The 20,028-nt window shown below is 59.6% G+C and carries 17 protein-coding genes; 10 read left to right on the top strand and 7 right to left on the bottom strand.

What is annotated here, in order from left to right; translation table 11 throughout:
* Both AC5S3R_RS17565 and AC5S3R_RS17560 read right to left on the bottom strand, forming a co-directional pair.
* The coding region (locus AC5S3R_RS17565) for a hypothetical protein (protein ID WP_494268461.1) at positions 1-220 on the bottom strand (220 nt) is incomplete at its 3' end.
* A gap of 149 nt (positions 221-369) precedes the next feature.
* Positions 370-927, bottom strand: a complete 558-nt coding sequence (locus AC5S3R_RS17560; RefSeq protein WP_494268460.1) for a molybdopterin-binding protein — start codon at positions 925-927, stop codon at positions 370-372.
* 36 nt (positions 928-963) lie between these two features.
* Here AC5S3R_RS17560 and AC5S3R_RS17555 point away from each other — a divergent pair, with 36 nt between their 5' ends.
* Positions 964-1,431, top strand: a complete 468-nt coding sequence (locus tag AC5S3R_RS17555; RefSeq protein ID WP_494268459.1) for a NuoI/complex I 23 kDa subunit family protein — start codon at positions 964-966, stop codon at positions 1,429-1,431.
* Positions 1,432-1,757: 326 nt separating this feature from the next.
* Here the strand turns inward: AC5S3R_RS17555 and AC5S3R_RS17550 are convergent, their stop codons facing one another.
* The gene (locus AC5S3R_RS17550) at positions 1,758-2,729 is read right to left on the bottom strand and encodes a small ribosomal subunit Rsm22 family protein (protein WP_494268458.1); all 972 of its coding nucleotides are present in this window, start codon (positions 2,727-2,729) and stop codon (positions 1,758-1,760) included.
* Between the two features lie 3 nt (positions 2,730-2,732).
* Positions 2,733-6,539, bottom strand: coding sequence for a methionine synthase (metH, locus tag AC5S3R_RS17545; protein ID WP_494268457.1), 3,807 nt, complete (start codon positions 6,537-6,539; stop codon positions 2,733-2,735).
* 203 nt (positions 6,540-6,742) lie between these two features.
* Between metH and AC5S3R_RS17540 the strand changes: the two genes are divergently transcribed.
* From AC5S3R_RS17540 to AC5S3R_RS17515, 6 genes are all read left to right on the top strand, one after another.
* Positions 6,743-8,170, top strand: coding sequence for a RapZ C-terminal domain-containing protein (locus AC5S3R_RS17540; RefSeq protein ID WP_494268456.1), 1,428 nt, complete (start codon positions 6,743-6,745; stop codon positions 8,168-8,170).
* Positions 8,167-8,895: a nucleotidyltransferase family protein gene (locus AC5S3R_RS17535; protein ID WP_494268455.1), complete on the top strand. Its 729-nt coding sequence runs from the start codon at positions 8,167-8,169 to the stop codon at positions 8,893-8,895. The genes AC5S3R_RS17540 and AC5S3R_RS17535 overlap by 4 nt, the downstream gene beginning before the upstream one ends.
* 14 nt (positions 8,896-8,909) lie before the next feature.
* Complete coding sequence (locus AC5S3R_RS17530) at positions 8,910-9,920, top strand: hypothetical protein (protein ID WP_494268454.1); 1,011 nt, start codon at positions 8,910-8,912, stop codon at positions 9,918-9,920.
* 64 nt (positions 9,921-9,984) lie between these two features.
* Positions 9,985-11,064, top strand: a complete 1,080-nt coding sequence (locus AC5S3R_RS17525) for a family 16 glycosylhydrolase (RefSeq protein ID WP_494268453.1) — start codon at positions 9,985-9,987, stop codon at positions 11,062-11,064.
* Between the two features lie 131 nt (positions 11,065-11,195).
* Entirely contained in the window at positions 11,196-12,095 is a 900-nt protein-coding gene (locus tag AC5S3R_RS17520; protein WP_494268452.1) for a GNAT family N-acetyltransferase, read from the top strand.
* The gene (locus AC5S3R_RS17515) at positions 12,092-12,829 is read left to right on the top strand and encodes a lysophospholipid acyltransferase family protein (RefSeq protein ID WP_494268451.1); all 738 of its coding nucleotides are present in this window, start codon (positions 12,092-12,094) and stop codon (positions 12,827-12,829) included. The genes AC5S3R_RS17520 and AC5S3R_RS17515 overlap by 4 nt, the downstream gene beginning before the upstream one ends.
* On the opposite strand, the gene AC5S3R_RS17510 is transcribed toward AC5S3R_RS17515, so the two are convergent.
* The 3 genes from AC5S3R_RS17510 to AC5S3R_RS17500 are packed head-to-tail and all read right to left on the bottom strand — an operon-like array spanning position 12,826 to position 16,059.
* On the bottom strand, positions 12,826-13,872 hold the full coding sequence (locus tag AC5S3R_RS17510; protein WP_494268450.1) for a LacI family DNA-binding transcriptional regulator: 1,047 nt from the start codon (positions 13,870-13,872) through the stop codon (positions 12,826-12,828). The genes AC5S3R_RS17515 and AC5S3R_RS17510 overlap by 4 nt on opposite strands.
* A gap of 46 nt (positions 13,873-13,918) precedes the next feature.
* On the bottom strand, positions 13,919-15,364 hold the full coding sequence (locus tag AC5S3R_RS17505) for a glycerate kinase type-2 family protein (RefSeq protein ID WP_494268449.1): 1,446 nt from the start codon (positions 15,362-15,364) through the stop codon (positions 13,919-13,921).
* 8 nt (positions 15,365-15,372) lie between these two features.
* A complete protein-coding gene (locus tag AC5S3R_RS17500) occupies positions 15,373-16,059 on the bottom strand; it encodes an alpha/beta hydrolase (protein ID WP_494268448.1) in 687 nt (228 codons plus the stop codon).
* Positions 16,060-16,154: 95 nt separating this feature from the next.
* On the opposite strand from AC5S3R_RS17500, the gene AC5S3R_RS17495 reads away from it, so the two are divergent.
* Genes AC5S3R_RS17495 through AC5S3R_RS17485 form a run of 3 tightly spaced genes read left to right on the top strand, consistent with a single transcriptional unit; the run spans position 16,155 to position 20,018 of the window.
* Positions 16,155-17,186, top strand: a complete 1,032-nt coding sequence (locus AC5S3R_RS17495) for a M20/M25/M40 family metallo-hydrolase (protein ID WP_494268447.1) — start codon at positions 16,155-16,157, stop codon at positions 17,184-17,186.
* A gap of 33 nt (positions 17,187-17,219) precedes the next feature.
* Positions 17,220-17,771: a glutathione peroxidase gene (locus tag AC5S3R_RS17490; RefSeq protein ID WP_494268446.1), complete on the top strand. Its 552-nt coding sequence runs from the start codon at positions 17,220-17,222 to the stop codon at positions 17,769-17,771.
* Positions 17,772-17,813: 42 nt separating this feature from the next.
* Positions 17,814-20,018 (top strand): thioredoxin domain-containing protein, encoded by a 2,205-nt coding sequence (locus tag AC5S3R_RS17485; RefSeq protein ID WP_494268445.1) that lies wholly within the window; start codon positions 17,814-17,816, stop codon positions 20,016-20,018.
* Positions 20,019-20,028 lie beyond the last annotated feature (10 nt).

Below are 20,028 nucleotides of genomic sequence, written 5' to 3'. Positions count from 1 at the left end.
GGCTCAACAGCAACATCAAGCCCAGCAACAGCAGCAACAACGCCAGGCTCAACAGCAACAACAACAGCGTCAGCAGCAACAGGCTGAACAGCAGCGCCAGGCACAGCAACGTCAACAGCAGCAGGCACAGCAACGCCAGGAGCAGCAGCAAAGGCAAGCTCAGCAGCGTCAGCAGCAACAGCAGCAGAGGGCCGTGCAACAGCAGCAGCAGATGTCGCAACGTCCGGCTCAGCACCCTCAGCAGAGGCCGCAGGAGCAGCAACATCGGCCGGAAGAGAAACGTCCGCACTAAGCAAACGCAGAACAGTAGCGCCTGCCTTGAAGTCAATCAGGGCAGGCGCTTTTCTTTTGCATTTGTGATGGTGGAGATTATTCGGCGGGTTTGACGCGGATGGCTACGAGGTTGCGAACCCAGCGGGCGGGGTGTTTTTCGCCGGTGGCTACGAGCTGGAAGGGGCCGTTTTCGCTGAGCGGCTTGCCGTCTACGGTATCGGCTACGAGGACGGTTCCATCGTGGATGTAGGGTGTGATTTCTCCGATGGAGTAGGTGACGAAGTAGCCGTCTGCGCCTTCGGCCTCGATGTAGAAGCGGAAGTCCTTGCCCTTGGGCTGATCGGTGACGCCGAGGGGCCTGAGTATGTCGATGAGCGGGACGCCGGAGTAGGTCTGGTTGGCCTTGGCGTGGCCGTTGAAGAGGGTGATGGTGGTGTGGGGCAGGGCTGCCAGTTTTTCCGGCGTGAACTCAGCGGATTGTGCGCCTGTGGTGATTTTGAGGACATTGGCGGAAACGACGGGGTGCGTGCCGTGGTGCATGGGCCCGGAGTCGTCCGCGGGCTTGGCCTGCGGGGCGGCGGACTGTGATAGCAGCAAGGCCGGGCCGGAGAGTAGTACAGCGAGAACGGCAATGTTTTGTGTGAGACGGCGCATTCGAAACTCCTTAGGCTTTCATCGTATACTGGACGCATGTCGATCGCGCGCAACATTGGAGCTATTGCCAAGGGCATGAGCATCACCCTCGGGGAGATGTTTCAGCCCACGACCGTGGAGAATTACCCGGATGGGCCGGGGCCGTTGCGTGGAGCGAAGTTTGAACAGCGCTTCCGCGGGGCGCATGTGCTGCAGCGCGATGAGAATGGCCTGGAAAAGTGCGTGGCGTGCTTTTTGTGCGCGGCGGCGTGCCCTTCCAACTGCATCTATATCGAAGCCGATGAGAATACGGCTGAGAAGCGGATTTCCTCTTCCGAGCGCTATGCCAAGGTCTACAACATCGACTACAACCGTTGCATCTTCTGCGGCTATTGCGTGGAGGCTTGCCCGACCGATGCGATTACGCATGGGCATGGGTTTGAGCTGGCTACGCTGAATGCTACGAACTTGATTCAGCGCAAGGAAGATATGCTGGTGCCGGTGGCGGCGTTGACGGCGAAGTAGTTCAGGCAACTTCTTTTCAAAATTTTTTACAGGCAGCGTTGTGATTTATCTCACAGCGGACAGTTGTGGTGCGCGCGTACGTTGTGTTTGTAGGGTTGAGGAGGTTGCTTATGAGACGCGCATGGGTTCTTTTCGTATTTGGATGTGTGCTGGCAGTTACTGGATTTGCGCAGGCCACGAGTAAAACTGCTGTTTGTAAATCGTGCTGCGGCGGTGATTGCGGGCAGTGCTGCTCCGATGGCTGCACAGGGTCCTGCTGTAAGTAAGTGTGGTCAAGTAAAAGGGCCCGGAGCATGTGCTCCGGGCCTTTTGTTGTTTGCGTTGAGCTAGAGGGCGTCGCCCCATTCTTGTTTTTTGGCGAGCTTGAAGGCGGGTTTGTCGCGGCGGTAGATGGTGGCTGAGCTTGCTGTGCCGCTGGGCTGGCAGAGTTTGAGGGTGATGCTGTTGGGCTGGCGGTTGGGACGGGCCAGGATGCGGGACTGTGTGGCTTCCGTGAAGTATGGTTTGCGGACGGCGATGAGGTAGGAAAACTTTTCGTCTTCGTAGGGCAGATCGGCGGATTTTAGGATGCGGTGGTCGCGGCTGCGCTCAATGCGCTGGGCGAAGTGGCACCAGTCGGGCGGAATGAGCGGGCAGGGGAGCTGGTGCGGGCAGGGGGCCAGTATGTGGGCTTCTGCGCCGAGAAGGATGCGGCGGGCGGTCATCAGGCGTTTGTGGCCTGCGGGCGTGCCGGGTTCGATGAGGACTAGCGCGCCGGTGGTGAGGTTCCATGCGGCTTCGGTGAGGGACTGGGCTTGCGCGTCAGGTAGTTCGGCGAGGATGTAGCTGAGCAGGACTAAATCTGCGGGTTGAGTGGGGATGGATTGCGTCAGGTTGGCCGTGACTTGCTCAGCGTTGCTCAGGGCTGGCGTGGATGCGTGCTGTGCGAGTGTTTTGCCGAGGGTGAGAAGTGGTTGGTTGGCGTCGGCTTGTGTGATTGCGGTGATTTGCGGGAAGGCTTCGGAGGCGGCCCAGCTTGCTGCGCCGGGGCCTGCGCCCAAGTCGAGTGCGGATTGTGGGGTGAAGCTGGGGCTTCGCTCTGCGAGGTGTAAGAGGGCGTTGCGGACTGCTCCGTAGGTGGCTGGCGAGCGGGTGATGGCGTAGGCCAGCGCGTCGGTTGCATCGCGGATGGCGATGCTGGAGCCGGTGCTGTCGCGGTAGAGCGCGGAGATGCGCTCGGCGCGCTCGATGAGCGGCGTGCGGGGAATGCCTTCGAGCTGGGCATCGAGCGCGGTGCGGAGTTCGGCGGGGATTTGCATTGTTTACGATGGGTCGTAGTTGAGGTGGGGGCCTAGCCAGCGCTCGGCCTCGGCGATGGTCATGCCTTTGCGGGCGGCGTAGTCTTCCACCTGGTCGCGGGCGATTTTGCCGAGACTGAAGTACTTCGATTCGGGGTGCGCGAAGTAGAGGCCGCTTACGCTGGAGCCGGGCCACATGGCGTAGGACTCCGTTAGCTGGATACCGGTTTGCTCTTCGACGTTGAGCAGCTTCCAGATGGTTCCCTTTTCGGTGTGGTCGGGCTGGGCGGGATAGCCGGGAGCGGGGCGGATGCCGCGGTAGGGTTCGCGGATCATCTCTTCGATGGTGAACGTCTCGGCGCGGCCGTAGCCCCACTCGTCGCGAACGCGCTTGTGGAGGCATTCGGCGAAGGCTTCGGCGAGGCGGTCGGCTACGGCTTCGGCCATGATGGCGTTGTAGTCGTCGTGCTCGGCGCGGTATTTTTCAACCAGCTCTTTGAGGCCGATGCCGCTGGTTACTGCGAAGCCACCGATGTGGTCGCTGAGGCCGGCTTCTTTGGGCGCGATGAAGTCGGACAGCGACTTATTTGTTTCGTTGCCGCCGTAGTCTACCTGCTGGCGGAGGAAGTGGAGTGTGGCGAGAGCTTCCTTGCGGGATTCGTCGGTGTATAGCTCGACGTCATCTCCGATGGCCGCGGCTGGGAAGAAGCCGTATACGGCGCGGGCGGTGAGGAGGTTTTCCGCGATGATTTTGTCAAGCAGTGCGTTGGCCTCTGCGAAGATTTTGCGGGCCTCTGCGCCTTGCTCGGGGTGGTCGAGGATGCGCGGGTAGACGCCTTTGAGCTCCCAGGTATGGAAGAAGGGCGTCCAGTCGATGTACTCGCGGAGTGTGGCGAGCGGGAAGTTATCAAGTACACGGACGCCGGTGAATTCGGGCTGCGGAATGTCTTCGGCTACAAATTCAATGGGCGTGCGGCGGGTGCGGGCTTCCGCGAGGGAGAACAACTTTTGTTTCGGTGTGGCGTGGGCTTTGCGCAGGGCTTCATAGTCGGCGTGGTGTTGCGCTACGAATGTGGCTTTGCCTTCTTCGCTGAGCAGGCTGGTGGTTACGGGCACGGCGCGGCTGGCGTCGAGGACGTGTACGACGGGCTCGCTGTAGTGTGGCGCGATTTTTACGGCGGTGTGGGCACGGCTTGTCGTGGCTCCGCCGATAAGAAGGGGCACCTTGAATCCAGTCCGCTCCATCTCGCGGGCCACGTGAACCATCTCATCGAGCGAGGGTGTGATGAGGCCGCTGAGGCCGATGATGTCGGCGCGGATTTCCTTGGCGCGCTCGAGGATTTTGTCGGCGGGGACCATGACGCCCATGTCGACAACTTCGTAGTTGTTGCATGCGAGCACGACGCCAACGATGTTCTTGCCGATGTCGTGGACGTCGCCTTTGACGGTGGCGAGAACGATTTTTCCCTGGGACTTCATCTCGACGCCTTGTGCGGCGAGCGCGGCTTTTTCCTCTTCCATGAAGGGTGTGAGATACGCAACGGCTTTCTTCATGACGCGGGCGGATTTTACGACCTGCGGGAGGAACATTTTGCCTGCGCCGAAGAGGTCGCCGACGACGGACATGCCAGCCATCAGCGGGCCTTCGATGACGGAGAGCGGGCGGCCGAGCTTGGCGCGAGCTTCTTCGGTGTCCTCGTTGATGTAGGTGTCGATGCCTTTGACTAATGCGTGCGCAAGGCGTTCTTCTACGGTGCCGCTGCGCCACTCTTCTGCCTTCTTTTCGATGACAGCGGTGTCAGGGCCTGCGGCTTTCAATTTTTCGCCGAAGTCTACGAGGCGTTCTGTTGCGTCGGGGCGGCGATTGAGGAGGACGTCTTCAACCAGCTCTTTCAGCTCAGGCTCAATCTCTTCGTAGACTTCAAGCATGCCGGCGTTGACGATGCCCATGTCCATGCCGGCGGCGATGGCGTGATAAAGAAACGCCGAGTGCGTGGCTTCGCGGACTTTGTTGTTGCCGCGGAAGCTGAAGGAGATGTTGGAGACGCCGCCGGAGACTTTAGCGTGGGGCAGGTTCTGCTTGATCCAGCGCGTGGCGTTGATGAAGTCTACGGCGTAGTTGTTGTGTTCCTCCATGCCGGTGGCGACGGTGAGGATGTTGGGGTCGAAGATGATGTCTTCTGCGGGGAAGCCGACTTCATTGACGAGGATGTTGTAGGCACGCTGGCAAATGCGGATTTTTTCCTCGTAGGTGGCGGCCTGACCTTGTTCGTCGAAGGCCATGACGACGGCGGCGGCACCGTATTTGTGGATCGTGGCTGCGCGTTCGCGGAATTTCTCTTCGCCCTCTTTGAGCGAGATGGAGTTGACGATGCCTTTGCCCTGCAGGCACTTGAGGCCCGCTTCGATGACTTCCCACTTCGACGAGTCCACCATGAAGGGAACTTTGGCGACTTCCGGCTCAGAGGCTAGCAGCTGCAGATAGCGTGACATAGCGGCTACGCCGTCAATCATGCCTTCGTCCATACAGATGTCGATGACATTGGCGCCGTTTTCTACCTGCTGGCGGGCGACGGAAACGGCTTCTTCGTATTTGCCTTCCTTGATGAGCCTGGCGAACTTGGGCGAGCCAGCGACGTTGGTGCGTTCGCCGATCATGATGTAGCTGCCGGGCTGCTGCGTGAAGGGTTGCGAGCCTGACAGACGTAATGGCCTGAAGGCGACTTCAGATGGCGCAGGGATGGGACGCGGGGCCTGGCCTTCGAGCGCCTGCGCAATGGCGGCGATGTGCTCAGGCGTGTTGCCGCAGCAGCCGCCGGCGATGTTGACGAGGCCGCTGTGCGCGAAGGTGTTGAGATGGCGGCCCATGTCCGCAGGCACGAGGTCGAAGCCGGTGGGCGAGAGCGGGTTGGGAAGGCCCGCATTGGGGTAGGCCGAGATGGCGGCTGTCGAATGCGCCGAGAGCTCCGACAGGAATGGATACATCAGGTCCGGGCCGATGGAGCAGTTGAGGCCGACGGAGATGGGGCGCGAGTTTTCGACGGCGATCCAGAAGGCCTGGACGGTTTGTGCCGAGATCATGGTTTCGCCGCCGCGGCCCACGGCGGCGGAGATCATGATGGGGAGTTCTTTTTCGGTGCCTACAAGCTTGTCTTCTTCGTAGACTTCGCGGATGGCGACGAGTGCGGCCTTGGCGTTGAGCGAGTCGAAGATGGTTTCTACGAGCAGCGCGTCGGAGCCTCCGGCGATGAGGGCACGGATCTGGAGTTTGTAGGCGTCGCGAACCTGGTCGAAGGTGACGACGCGGAAGCCGGGGTCGTCGGCGTCGGGCGAATTGGAGAGGGAAACCGTCAGCGGCCCAATCGACCCAGCGACGAAGCGCGGACGGCCGGTTTCCTTGGCTACGGTGTCGCAGCAGTGGCGGCACTGGCGGGCGGATTCGTAGTTGATCTCCCAGGCGAGGTCATTGAGAAACTTGTCGTCGATGATTTTTTGATAGAAAGCCGGGTCTTTGCGACCGCCGTGCTCGCGCGGGTCGTCTACGAAGAACTCCGAGAGCGAGATGGAGGTTGCGCCGAAGGTGTTGGTCTCGATAATGTCCGCGCCGGCTTCAAGGAAGCGGCGGTGGATGTCGCTGATCATCGCGGGCTGCGTGAGCGTGAAGAGGTCGCCGTTGTTGAGCAAATCCTTTTTGGAGTTTTTGAAGCGCTCGCCGCGGATGTCGGCTTCCGTCATGCCGTAGGTGCGGATGGTGGTGCCCATCGCGCCGTCGAGGATGAGGATGCGGGTCTGGAGAAGCTCAAGAAGCGGGGACTTCGTTGCAACGGTCATCGATTTCCTTTGTTCAGGTCCGTACCTGTGTGCGCCGGTACTGTTGTGTTTTGCGGATGGAGCCTAACTTCTAATGATAACGAAGGGATGTTCCATTGTGGTTCCGGGATGCAGTTATGGGGCGCGGACGCCTTGCACCACGGTTGCCGGGGCCGATATCTTCTCAAGAGCGGTTACTCTACTTTTCCCCCGGAAATTTGCACATGGATGTTCTGAAACGCCTCTTTGAACAGCACTTTCACACGCCGCCGGAGCATGTGCGGCCATTGCAGGGCAAGCTTGGCGGCTCGGGCCGGATTATTGTCCGGCTGGACGCGGGCGGGCAGTCGGCGGTTGGGATTCTGCACTCGGTGCGGGAGGAGAACCGCGCTTTTCTGGAGTTTTCGCGCCATTTTCGGAAGTGCGGACTGGCGGTCCCGGAGATTTATGCGGAGGATTTGAGCCAGGGAGCGTATCTCGAAGAGGATTTGGGCGACACGACGCTGTTCGAGTTTCTGGGCGAGCATCGCAATGGCCCGGTGTTGGATGCAGAGGCGATGGATGCCTATCGGAAGGCCGTGGCGGAGCTGCCGCGCTTCCAGGTTGTTGCAGGCAAGGATCTGAATTACAGAGTCTGCTATCCGCGGGCCAGCTTTGATAAGCAGTCGATTAACTGGGATTTGAATTACTTCAAATACTACTTTCTGCGGCTGGCGGGGATTCCGTTTAATGAGCAGGCGCTGGAGGATGATTTCGGGAGGCTGACGCGGTTTTTGCTGACGGCTCCGCATGATTATTTTCTGTATCGCGATTTTCAATCGCGGAACATTATGCTGCATAGCGGCAAGACGTGGTTCCTGGATTACCAGGGCGGGCGTAAGGGCGCATTGCAGTATGACATTGCATCGCTGCTGTTTGACGGCAAGGCGGATTTGCCTCCGGCGGTGCGGCAGGAACTGCTGAATTACTATCTCGATTGCTTGAAGCAGTACGTGGACTTTGATCGCGAGGAGTTTCTGCATCTCTACTACGCGTATGTCTATGTGCGTATTCTGCAGGCGCTGGGTGCGTATGGGTTTCGCGGGTTTTATGAGCGGAAGGCGCACTTTCTGCAGTCGGTTCCGTATGCGCTGAAGAATCTGGAATGGCTTGCGGCGAATGTGAAGTTGCCGATTCCGTTGCCGGCGCTGCTGGATGCTTTGGCTGGCATGGCGAAGAGCGAGAAGCTGCAGGGGCTGGGGCATGTGGATGAGCCGCTGACGGTACGCGTATTCAGCTTCAGCTTTCATAAGCAGATGCCTACGGATGAGAGCGGCAACGGCGGTGGGTTTGTGTTTGATGCGCGAAGCTTGCCGAATCCGGGGCGTGAAGAGCAGTACAAGAAGCTGACTGGCAAAGACGAGCCGGTGATTGATTTTCTGAACGACAAAGAGCCGGTGCACGAGTTTTATGCGAATGCGGAGTCACTGGTGGATTCGGCTGTGGCGAATTATTTGCAGCGCGGGTTTGCGAATCTGATGGTTTCCTTTGGATGTACGGGCGGGCAACATCGCAGCGTCTTTTTGGCGGAGCGGCTGGCGAAGCATCTGCAGGCTACGAAGGGCTTGCAGGTGGTGCTGCGGCATGTGGAGCTGGAGAAGATGGGGCGATGAAAGCCATGGTGCTGGCGGCTGGGCTTGGCACAAGGCTTCGTCCTCTGACCAACGACAGGCCCAAGGCGCTTGTTGAAATTAACGGGCGCACGCTGCTGGAAATTACACTTACGCGGCTCAAGAGCTTTGGCATTGAGGAAGTCATCGTCAATACGCATCACTTTGCGGATTTGATGGAAGAGTATCTTGCTTCGCATAAGAACTTTGGGATGCGGATTGCGGTTTCGCACGAGGATGTGCTGCTGGATACCGGTGGCGGGTTAAAGAAGGCCGCGTGGTTCTTTCGGGATTCGGAAGAGCCTTTTCTTTTGCATAACGTGGATGTGTTGAGCGGCATTGATCTGGCGGCGATGGCTCACTTTCATGTGGAGCAAGGTGCCTTGGTGACGATGGCAGTGCAGGCCCGGAAGACTTCGCGGCCCTTGTTATTTGATTCGCAGAGCGAGCTATGCGGGCGCGTGCTGAAGGATGGCGAGCGCGAGATGGCGCGGGCGGTTGATGCGCCGGAAGAGCTGGCGTTTGCGGGGATTCATGTGATTTCGCCGCACATCTTTGGTTTGCTGAGTGAGGATGGCGTGTTCTCGATTATTCCCGCTTATCTGCGGCTGGCTGCGGTGGGCGAGAGAATTATTGGGTATCGCACGGACGATGCTTACTGGCGCGATTTGGGCAAGCCGGAGAGTATTGCACAGGCGGCGCAGGATTTGGCCGCTGGTGTAGTTTAAGCAGAGGCTTAAGTATGGCGCAGCGCGGATTTGATGAGCAGATGGCGGCGCTCGAAGCTCTCAAGGGGCGTGAACTGGATGCGGCTGCTGTTGCGTTCGTGAAGAAGATGCTGGCGAATCGCAATAACTTTCTTGTGTCGAAGGCTGCGCGGCTGGCGGAAGAAAACAATCTACATGACCTGATGCCGGATTTGCTGGCGGCTTTTGAACGCTTCTTTGAGAATGCGGAGAAGAATGATCCGCAGTGCTGGGCGAAGAATGCTTTGAGCAAGGCGCTGGTGAAGATGGAGTGCCACGATAAGGATGTTTTTCTGCGCGGGCTTACGTTTCACCAATGGGAGCCTACATTTGGCGGGCGATCGGACACAGCGGGTACGCTGCGCGGGACGTGTGCGCTGGCGCTGGTGACGTGCGACGGGCTGACTACGCAGGATTTGCTGACGCTGCTGTTGGAGCCGCTGACGGATGCGGATAAGTCTGTGCGCGTGGATGCGGTGCGGGCGCTGACGCAGCTGGGCGAGCTGGCGGTCCCGTTGTTGCGGATGCGGGCATTGCTGGTGCAGAAGGGAGCATTGATGCCGGAGGAAGAGCCGGAGGAGATGCTGGCTGCGTGCTTTGCGGCGTTGCTGGCGATCGAGCGCGAGGATGCGATTTCGTTTGTGGTGCGGTTTCTTGAGAATGGCGATGACGTGGCGGGTGAGGCTGCGTTTGCGCTGGCGGAGACGCATTCTGAAAAGGCTCTGGATGTTTTGAAGGCGCAGTTGCGTGGCGTGTTTGATCCGTGGTTTCAAGGGGTGCTGCTGAGTGCGATTGCATTAACGCGTCTGCCAGAGGGGGTGGATTTTCTGATAGCAAAAATTGAGCAGGATGAACGCGAGGCTCCGCTGGCGATTGAGGCGCTGGCGAGGGTTGCTCCGAATGCGGAGTTGCGTGCGCGAGTTGCGAAGGCTGTGGGGGAAAGTGGGAGTTTGCGGTTGAAGAAGGGGTTTGAAGAGCATCTGCCGCTGTTGGCGGATGAGGGTTGAGGTGGGAGATGGTATGCGGGTTTTTGTGCGGTTGATGTGCGTTTGGGCATGTGTGGTTGTTGGGATGGGCGCAACAGTCGCGGCGGGGCAGGCGGTTGTGGCTCCGGTGATTACGACGACTCCGGCACAGAATGGCGCGGTGATTGTGAGCCTGGCTACGCAGACACCCAAGGCGAGGATTTATTACACGCTGGATGGAAGTGTACCGACGATTTCTTCTTCGATGGTGTATGAGGCACCATTTCTGGTGGCGTCCAATGTGACGGTGAAGGCGTTTGCGCATTCGTATGGCCGTGCGTCTAGCAGTGTGACTACGCGGGTGTTTGCTCCGAAGATCGCTTCAGGAGCGCTGGCTTGGAGTGACGAGTTTGCGAATTCTGGTTCTGTGCCGGGTCAGCCTGATCCGGCTACGTGGACGTATGATGTGGGCACGAACTGCTGCGGGAATCACGAGCTTGAGACGTATTGCGCATGGGGTTCTACGAAAGGGCCGTGCAGCACGTCTGCTCCGAATGCGTTTGTGGGCGCGGACGGGTATCTGCATGTTGTAGGGATGAATCCTGCGAAGGATGTTTATACGTCGGCGCGGCTGAAGTCGGCGGGGCTGTTCAGCTTTATGTATGGGCGCGTGGAGGCGCGGATGAAGCTTCCGGAGTCGCAGGGGATGTGGCCAGCGTTCTGGCTGCTAGGGAGCAATATTGCCACCGTTGACTGGCCTGCGTGCGGCGAACTGGATGTGATGGAGCATATCAACGGAAATAATTCACCGTATTCCGTGAGAGAAAAAGCGCCGGGGTATGACTGGATCGCGGGGTCGGTTCATGGCGGGACGAGCGGTAAAAACGAGTTGAATGGGACGGAGAAGTATCATCCAGCGGGGTTTTCGGCGGCGGAGTGGCATACGTACGGCATGACATGGACGAAGGGGAAGGTTGAGTTTTACGTGGATGATCCAGCGAAGCCGTATGCGACATTTACGCCAACAAATGGGGAGTTTACGCCGGAGACGTGGCCGTTTGATGCGGGGCCGCAGTTTCTTATTTTGAACCTGGCGATTGGTGGGGACTGGCCGGGGAACCCGGATGCGGCGACGGTTTTTCCGGGAGAGATGCTGGTGGATTACGTACACATCTATGCAGACTGATATGGCAGAGCTGATTTTGCGGGGCTTAGACGCGCCTAAATGTGATTGTCCGGTTACAGGATATGCAAAATTTGCACCACATTTGCGGCGGGTTCATCGTCCTCTTACATTGCCAGGGGGATACTGGTCGGGTGAATCCGCATATAGCCGAAAATTCTCCGGGCAATGTAGAGTTCCGCACGGTTCCTGCAGTTGATTTCTCTCTGCCTTCTGAAGCTACTTCTACTCCCGCGGCTTCGCCGCGTGCGCGTGTTCGTGCGGAAGTCGGGCGTTACAGGTTGCGCATGGCGGAGAGCGAGGCAGACCGCGAGGCGGTGTGCAGGCTGCGCTTCCGCGTCTTCAATATTGAGCTTGGCGAGGGGCTGGAAAGCTCGTATGAGACTGGCCTTGATACGGACCAGTTTGATTTGTGCTGCGAGCATTTGCTGGTGGAAGACAAGCAGGAAGAGAATCCGATGCGGCGGATTGTGGGCACGTATCGGATGCAGAGCGGTGTGACGGCGGCGCGGAACCGGGGGTACTACTCCGAGCAGGAGTTTCACTTTGCGCCGTATGAGCCACTGCGGGCGGGGATTCTGGAGCTTGGGCGCGCTTCGATTGACAGGGAGCATCGCACGCCCGAGGTGTTGACGCTGCTGTGGCGGGGGATTGCCCAGTATGCTAACGACATGGGGCTGCGTTACCTAATTGGCTGCTCGTCGTTGAACTCCCAGGACCCGGCAGAGGGTTGGCAGATGTATCGCCAGCTTGAGAATTACCGCGTGAGTCCGGAGTTTATGACGATGCCGACGGCGGAGTTTGCCTGCCCCGTGGAGCGGGAGGCGGCTGCACAGACGGCGCTTCCGGGTGAGGATGGGGCGCAGGTGAAAGTCCCGAAGCTGCTGAAGACGTATCTTGCGATTGGCGCGCGGATTGCCGCGCCGCCGGCGTGGGACCGCGCTTTCGGCACGATTGATTTCCTGACATTGCTCGATCTCCGGTTGATGTCTTCGGCGGCTCGCAACCGCTTTCTGGCTCCGCTGGCTCAGTGACATTCCGGCAGGGCCGGCGCGCTGTGGCGCTGGCCTGGGCGCTGATGCTCAACCTGGTGGAACTGGCAGGGATGCGTGCGAGCGGTTCGTGGACAGCGGCGCGGCGCGCGCTGTGGCTGCAGTCGTCGTGCAGGCGCGTGATTCGCAGCATGGGGATTGGTTGCCGCGTGGAAGGTGAGCCTCCTCAACGGGGGCTGCTGGTTTCCAATCACCTGAGCTATCTGGACATTTTGATTTACAGCGCGACGGTGCCTTGCGTGTTTGTTTCCAAGGCGGAGATTGCGGACTGGCCGTACTTTGGCTTTGCGGCGAAGCAATCGGGAACATTGTTTATTGACCGTTCAAGCCGGGCGAGTGCGCAGAAGGTGGCGCGGGAGATTGCCGAGCGGCTGGCGGTTGCGGTGCCGGTCCTGGTTTTTCCTGAAGGGACAAGTTCGGATGGGTCAGCGGTGATGAAGTTTCACTCGTCGCTGTTTGAGCCTGCGGCTGCTGGCGGGGCTCCGGTGACGGCTGTGGCGGTGCGCTATGTGGTGGAAGGCGGTGTTCCGGAGCGCGAGCTTTGCTGGTATGGCGATGAGAAGTTTCTGCCGCATCTTTGGAAGGCGCTGAATACGCCGGGGTTTGTGGCGGAGGTTCGGTTTGGTGCTCCGCGGGTGTTTGCGGATAGAAGGACGGCTGCGGCGGAGACGCATGCGGAAGTTGTGGCTATGCGGGCGCCCGCTATCGAAGCCTAAGCGGGTGGAGCACCTGTGGAGCCGCGCACTACCAGCGTGGTGGAGACCAGAAACTCGCGTTTAACGGCGGTGGGAGATTCGACTTCTGCCTGCTGGCGGAGGGCTTCAAATGCGGCTCTTGCAAGGTCGATGCGCGAGAGGCGGATGGTGGTCAGCGGGGGCAGGGTGTATTCGGCGAAGTCGATGTCGTCGAGGCCGATGACGGAGAGGTCCTGCGGGACGCGCAGGCCAGCCATGTAGGCGGCGCGCAGAACGCCGATGGCGGTCATGTCATTGGAACAGAGAATGGCGGTGGGGCTGTTCTGAAGCGCCTGGAGGCGTGTGAAGCCCGTTACGCCGCCTTTGAGTGTGTGGTCGCATTCGAGTACCCATTCCGGTTTGATAGGCAGATTGGCGGTGTTCATTGCGGCGGCAAAGTCGTTTTTGCGCGTGATGGCGGAGTGGATGGTATGCGGACCGGCGAGGTAGGCGATTTTGCGGTGTCCAAGACCGGAGAGATGACTGACGGCTGCGTTCAGGCCGGATGTGTAATCGAGCAGGATGGTGCTGGCCTTAGCGTCTTCCAGTTTGAATTCGGCAAGCACGAGCGGAATGTGGTGTTGCGCGAGCTGGTCGAGGACGGGCTCTTCTTCACCGAAGGTAAGGACAGCGACGCCTTCGACTTTGCGCTCGATCATGCGGCGGACGCAGGTGGTGAGGATCTTCGGGTCGCTGTTGGAGGAGCTGACGAGGATTTCGTATCCGTTGGCGACGGCAATCTCTTCAAAGCTCTGGATAAGTTCCGGGAAGAAGGGATTGGTAATGTTTTCAACAATGATGCCGAAGAGGCGACTACGGCCTGAGACGAGGCTGCGGGCGTGGGTGTTTGGAAAGTAGTTGAGCTGCTCAATGGCTTGCCAGACGCGCTTGCTCAGACGCTCGCTGACGGCGGGTGAGCCGTTGACCGTGCGCGAGACGGTGGCAATGGATACTTTGGCCAGCGCTGCGACAGCACGGATATCAGCAGCTTTGGCTGGCGTCTTCGGGGTCCGGGTGCGAGCCACGCATCCATCGTAAAGCACTAAAGCGATTAGGGAAAAGGGAAAATCGTCAGTTACCTGAAGAGATAAGCAGCCGGAGGTCACGGAGGTTGTGCCCGGTGGGGCCGGTAACTACGGTGTCGCCGAGGGCTGTGAAGAGCGGACAGGCGTTGAATTCCGCCAGATTTGCTTCAGGGTCGAAGCCGAAGGATTTGGCACGGGCAACGGTGGTGGGGTCGGCGATGGCTCCGGCGGATTTGGTGTTGCCGTCGATGCCGTCCGTACCGGCGCTGAGGACGGAGAGCGGTTCGCTGGGGTGTTTGGCGAGTTCGAGCGCGCAGGCCAGGGCGAATTGCTGGTTGCGGCCTCCCGCGCCGGGGGTGCGGTTGAGGGTGACGGTGACTTCCCCGGCGGAGATGAGGCAGAGGCGCGGGTGTGCGGCGCGCAACTCCTGGAAGCGGCTGAGCAGGTAGTGTGCGGCTTCGGCGTAGTCCCAGTCGTCGCAGCCATTGTCTACGGCAACGTAGAAACCGGCTTTTTGCGCGAGGGCGCGGGTGCTTTCGACCAGGTCATGCGTGGAGAGCAGAATTTCGTAGACGGATTTGCGGAAGGCGTCGTCTTCGTCCTTCAGTGCAGGTTCGGAGGTGAGGCGGCGGAGCATGTCTCCGGCGAATTTCTGCATGCGGTCAGGCAGCGTGGCCTTGTTGCCGGGGGATTCGGGGAGGTCTTCGTGCTCGAACCAGCAGCGGACGCGCGACGGGAGCTTGGAGGTGATGTCGTATTTAGCGAGGAGGGCGCGGGCGTCGGCGACAGTGCTGTGGTCGGGTGTGGTGGGGCCGCTGGCCAGCGTGTCGAGTGAGCGCAGGGGGACGTCAGGGAGCAGGAGCGAGATTTTTCCGGCATCGGGCGCGGCTATGGCCAGGCGGCCGCCCTTGACCGCAGAGAAGTGCTTGCGCAGGACGTTGATTTCCTGGATGGGCGCGCCGGAAGCGAGCAGAGCTTCGTGGAAGGTGATGGTGTCTTCGAGGGTGATTTCGGGGTCGAGCGGGAGGTCCATCATGGCGGAGCCGCCTCCGGATAGGAGGAAGAAAATCAGCGTGTCTTTCTTGGCTTTTTTGAGCAGGGCTAGCGTGGCACGGGCGGCGGCGAAGGAGTCTTCATTGGGCAGCGGGTGACCGCCTTCAAAGTAGCGGATGCGCCAGTTGCGCTCTTTGGGCAGCGGGCTTCCGCAGCAGATGCCGCGCAGGCCTTTGCGGCGTTTCATACGGCTGAGCAGCACGTCGAGCATGGGGCCGGAGGCTTTGCCAATGGCGATAACGAAGATGCGCTTATAAGTGGAAAGATCGATGACTTCCGGGCCGCTGCCGTCGGGTATAAGGCGGTGCAGCATTTCGTCTTCAATGCGGATGCGGCGGTCGAAGGCGGATTCGATGTTGGAGGCGGCAAGAGCTCCGATGAATAGCTCGGTGGCCGTTTCGTGCAGGGTATCGAGAATGGTGTCGCCGGAGTGGATCATTGCAGCTCCTACTTGAGCAACGCGCCGAGCCACGTGGCAAGCTCGGCTTGCATGGCGTCGATGCGTCCAGTGAAGAAGTGGTCGGAGTTGGGGATGAAGACGGTTTGCGCGGGCTGCTGTGCCTGCGCGGTAATGATGGCGAGTTCTTCACGGGGAGCGAATTCGTCGTGGTCGCCGCTGAGAAAGAGCTTGGGAGCGGGGCAGTGTGCGAGATAGGGATGCTCGTAGGCGCGGTGCGGGGACTGGATGGGCAGGCCGAGTGCGGCGATGGCGGCGATATCGCGTGTGCCGCAGTTGTTGCAGCAGGCGGCCAGCGTGATGGCTGCTCCGAAGCTGAAGCCGGCGGCTAGGATGGGCTTTTGATATTCGCTGGCGAGCCAGTCCAGCGCGGCCAGCACGTCTCCAGTTTCGGCGCGGCCATCGTATGCGCCGTGGCTCAGGCCGGTTCCGCGAAAATTGAAGCGGAGCACAGGCCAGCGGAAGCCCCACTCGGGGGCGTTCATTACTTTCATTGCGTGGTAGACGACTTTATGGTGCATGGTGCCGCCGCTGGGCGGGTGCGGATGCGCGATGAGAGCAGCGAAGGGCGCGTCCGGCGCGCCTTCATTCAACACGGCCTCAAGCCTGCCCTCGGGCCCGGTTAAGTGGATGCTGCGCAGCTTGGGAAGTGCGGCTGTGGCCATGGTTGTTTTCATTGTATGTGTCCGCAACTGTGAGCTTGGATGCAGGGAGGGTGCGGCGCGAGTTGCTTTCGGTGTCCCATTGCTTGGTGCGGTATTCTGGCTCCATCATGACGAAACTGCCTGCACTGAATCCGCTTGAATTTACTCGCCAGCTTGTTGAAATTGAATCCACGACTTATCACGAAGGGGCTGTGGGCGACTTTCTTGCCGATTTTCTGGGTGGGCGCGGCTGGGCTGTGGAAAAGATGGCAGTGCCGCAGTCGGCAGAGGGCGGTGATGGGCCGAGGTGGAATGTATATGCCGGGCCTGCGGAAGGTTCGCCGGAACTGGTGTTTTCCACGCATATGGATACGGTGCCCCCGTACATTCCGTTTCGCGAGGATGAGGAGTTTCTATACGGGCGCGGCGTCTGCGATGCGAAGGGCATTATTGCCGCACAGATTGCGGCGGCAGAGGCTTTGCGCGCAGAAGGGTTCCGCGTGGGGCTGCTGTTTGTGTCGGGTGAGGAACGTGACTCGGCTGGCGCGAAGGTGGCCAATGAGAATGCGAAGGGAAGTAAATTTCTCATCAATGGCGAGCCTACGGATAACCGGCTGGCGCTGGCTTCCAAGGGCGCTCTGCGCGTGGTGTTGCGCGCCAGCGGTGTGATGGCGCATTCTGCGTATCCGGAGCTGGGCGACTCGGCGATTCACAAGCTGGTTGAGGCGGTGGATAAGATTCTGGCGCTGGAGCTACCCGTTACGGAGGATGTAGGGCCTTCGACGCTGAATGTGGGGCAAATTCACGGCGGCTATGCGCCGAACGTGATTGCGGACAAGGCGGAGGCGCATATTCTGACGCGGCTTGTGGGGCCGTCCGAGCCGGTTCGCGAGGCGATTTTGAAAGCCGCCGACGGGCTGGTGGATGTGGATTTCTCGCTGGACATTCCGTTTATCCGCATGCGGGCGGTGCCGGGCCTGCCTACGATGATTGCGAAGTTTACAACGGATGTGCCGTGGCTTACCAAGTGGGGCGAGCCAATGCTGCTGGGGCCGGGGTCGATTCATGTGGCGCACACGCCGAAAGAGCGGATTGCAAAGAAAGAGCTGCTGGATGCGGTGGAGCTTTACGTACAGGTAGGCAAGCGGCTGTTATCCTGAGCAGTCGCGCGAACTGGCGACAGGAGATTTTTTATGTCCATATCGATTTATGACATTCCGGTGAACACGCTTGCCGGCGCGCCTGCATCGCTGGGTGAGTTCAAGGGCAAGGTTTTGCTCGTTGTGAACGTGGCTTCCAAGTGTGGCCTGACGCCGCAGTATGAGGGCCTTGAAAAGCTCTACAAGGATTACAAGGACAAGGGCTTTGTGATTGCCGCCTTTCCTGCGAACGACTTCAAGCAGCAGGAGCCGGGCACGGCAGAGGAAATTGCCACCTTCTGCACGGCGAACTATGGCGTGGATTTTCCAATGTTCGAGAAGATTACCGTGGTCGGGCCGGAGAAGCATCCGCTCTACGCGGAACTGATTGCGGCGCAGCCTGCGGCTCTGAGTCTGGGCGAAAAGCCCTTCCGCGAGCGGCTGGCCGGCTATGGGATTGCAACAAATCCTGAGCCTGAGATTCTTTGGAACTTTGAAAAGTTTCTCGTCAGCAAGGACGGCGAGGTGGTGAAGCGGTTTGCGCCGGATACAGACCCGTTGAACCCCACGCTGACGGCTGCAATTGAGGCAGCACTCGCAGCATAAGTCGCTTTGCATGGGGATGGGTTGGTGTCCCGGCGCATCCCCATGTATTCTCTTGCCATGCTTGAGGATACTTCCCCATCCACGCATGAGCGGAACCTGCTTCAGCACTCCAGCTCATCGTATTTGCGCTCTGCTCAACACCAGCCTGTGCAGTGGCACGCATGGGGGCAGGATGCGTTTGACCGCGCCCAGTCAGAAAACAAGCCGATCCTGTTGGACATTGGTGCGGTGTGGTGCCACTGGTGCCACGTTATGGATCGCGAATCGTATGAAGATCCTGAGCTGGCAAAGATCATCAATGAACATTACATCGCCATCAAGGTAGACCGTGACGAGCGGCCCGATGTGGATGCGCGTTATCAGGCGGCTGTCTCTGCCATCAGCGGGCAGGGTGGATGGCCTCTGACAGGATTTTTGACGTCAGATGGACGTCCGTTTTTTGGCGGCACATATTTTCCGCGCGACGACCGCTATGGCAGGCCCGGCTTTGGGCGCGTTCTGCTGACGATGGCCAGCGTGTGGCAGGACAGGCGAGATGAGGCGCTTGAATCCGCTGCCAGCGTGATGTCGGCCATTGAGCACAATGAGAGTTTTTCCGGTCGTGGCAGTGGGGAACTGACGCTTGGGCTGGTGGACAAGATTGCGGGCTCGGCGCTCTCGAAGTTTGATTCGCGGTATGGCGGCTTTGGCTCGCAGCCTAAGTTTCCGCATCCAGCGGCGTTGGATTTGCTGCTGGAAATTGCGATGAACCGCGATAATGATGCGGCGCGTGAAGCGTTTGTAACGACGCTCGAAAAGATGGCCAAGGGCGGCGTCTACGACCAGCTCGCCGGAGGCTTTCATCGCTACAGCGTGGATGAGCGCTGGGTGGTTCCGCACTTTGAAAAGATGCTCTACGACAACACGGAGCTATTGCGGAATTACGTGCACGGATTTCAGAGTTTTGTGCGCGAGGATTTTCGCCAGACGGCGCTTGAGATTCTCGGCTGGCTTGACTCCACGATGACGGACCGCGAGCGCGGCGGGTTCTATGCCTCGCAGGATGCCGACATTGATCTGGATGATGACGGCGACTACTTTACGTGGACACTCGATGAAGCGCGCGCCGTGCTGGATGCCGAGGAACTGGCGGTTGCTTCTATCTGGTACGACATTGGCGAGCTGGGCGACATGCACCACAACCCGGCGAAGAATGTTCTGCATGTGAAGTTCACGTTGGAAGAGGTGGCAAAGCAGACGGGCAAGCCTGTGGAGCAGGTGAAGGGTCTGGTGGCATCCGCGAAGGCGAAGCTGTTTGCTTCGCGCAAGCTGCGGCCCACTCCGTTCATCGACCGCACGCTGTATACCGCGTGGAATGCGATGGCGGTGCGGGCATATTTTGAAACAGCGCGCGTGTTGCGGCTGGATGAGACGCGGGATTTTGCCCTGCTGACATTGCGGCGTTTATTGGCGGAGGCGTGGGATGGCGAGGCGTCGCTGACGCATGTGATTGCGTATCCCGCAGCAGGAAATCAAGCGGCGGCGGAGCACGTTGCGGGCACGCTGGATGATTATGCGTTCACGGTGCATGCGTGCATTGATGCGTGGTTTGCTACCGGGCGTATGGAGTATTACCAGGCAGCAGTGAAGCTTGGCGATGCGATGATTGCGCGCTTCTATGACCGTACCTCCGGCGCGTTTTATGATACGGCGCATGTGGTCCAGGGAACTGTTCCGCTGGGTGCGCTGGCGGCCCGGCGCAAGCCGCTGCAGGACTCACCTACGCCTGCGGGGAACCCCGTTGCGGTATCTGCTTTGTTGCGTTTGGAAGCGCTTTCCGGCAAGGAAGAATACCGCGAGGTTGCGGAAGATACGCTTGCTTCGTTTGCCGGTATTGTGGAGCATTTCGGACTTTATGCGGGCAGCTATGGTCTTGCGCTGGAGCGCTTCCTGCTTGATCCGGTGGACGTGGTGATTGTGGGTTCCGGGACGGAAGCAGAACGGCTTGAAGCAATGGCCGTGGCGCGCTATGCGGTGAACAAGACGGTCACTCGCATTGGCCCGTGGCGGATAGTTCCCGGCGGAATTCCTGATGCGCTTGCGGAGATGTTGTTGAACATCCCGGTGCCGAAGGATGCGGATGTGTGGGCCGTGATTTGCCGTGGACGGACATGCCTGCCGCCGATTACGGATTCGGAAGAACTGATTCGCGTGTTGGCAGAAGACTGCGAAGGCTGCCCGCCCTTTACGAGCGGCGGGGGAATCTGAGGTTGCTGTG

The organism is Occallatibacter sp. FHG110214_02 (assembly GCF_059115385.1).
This window is presented reverse-complemented; position numbering and strand designations above follow the sequence as displayed.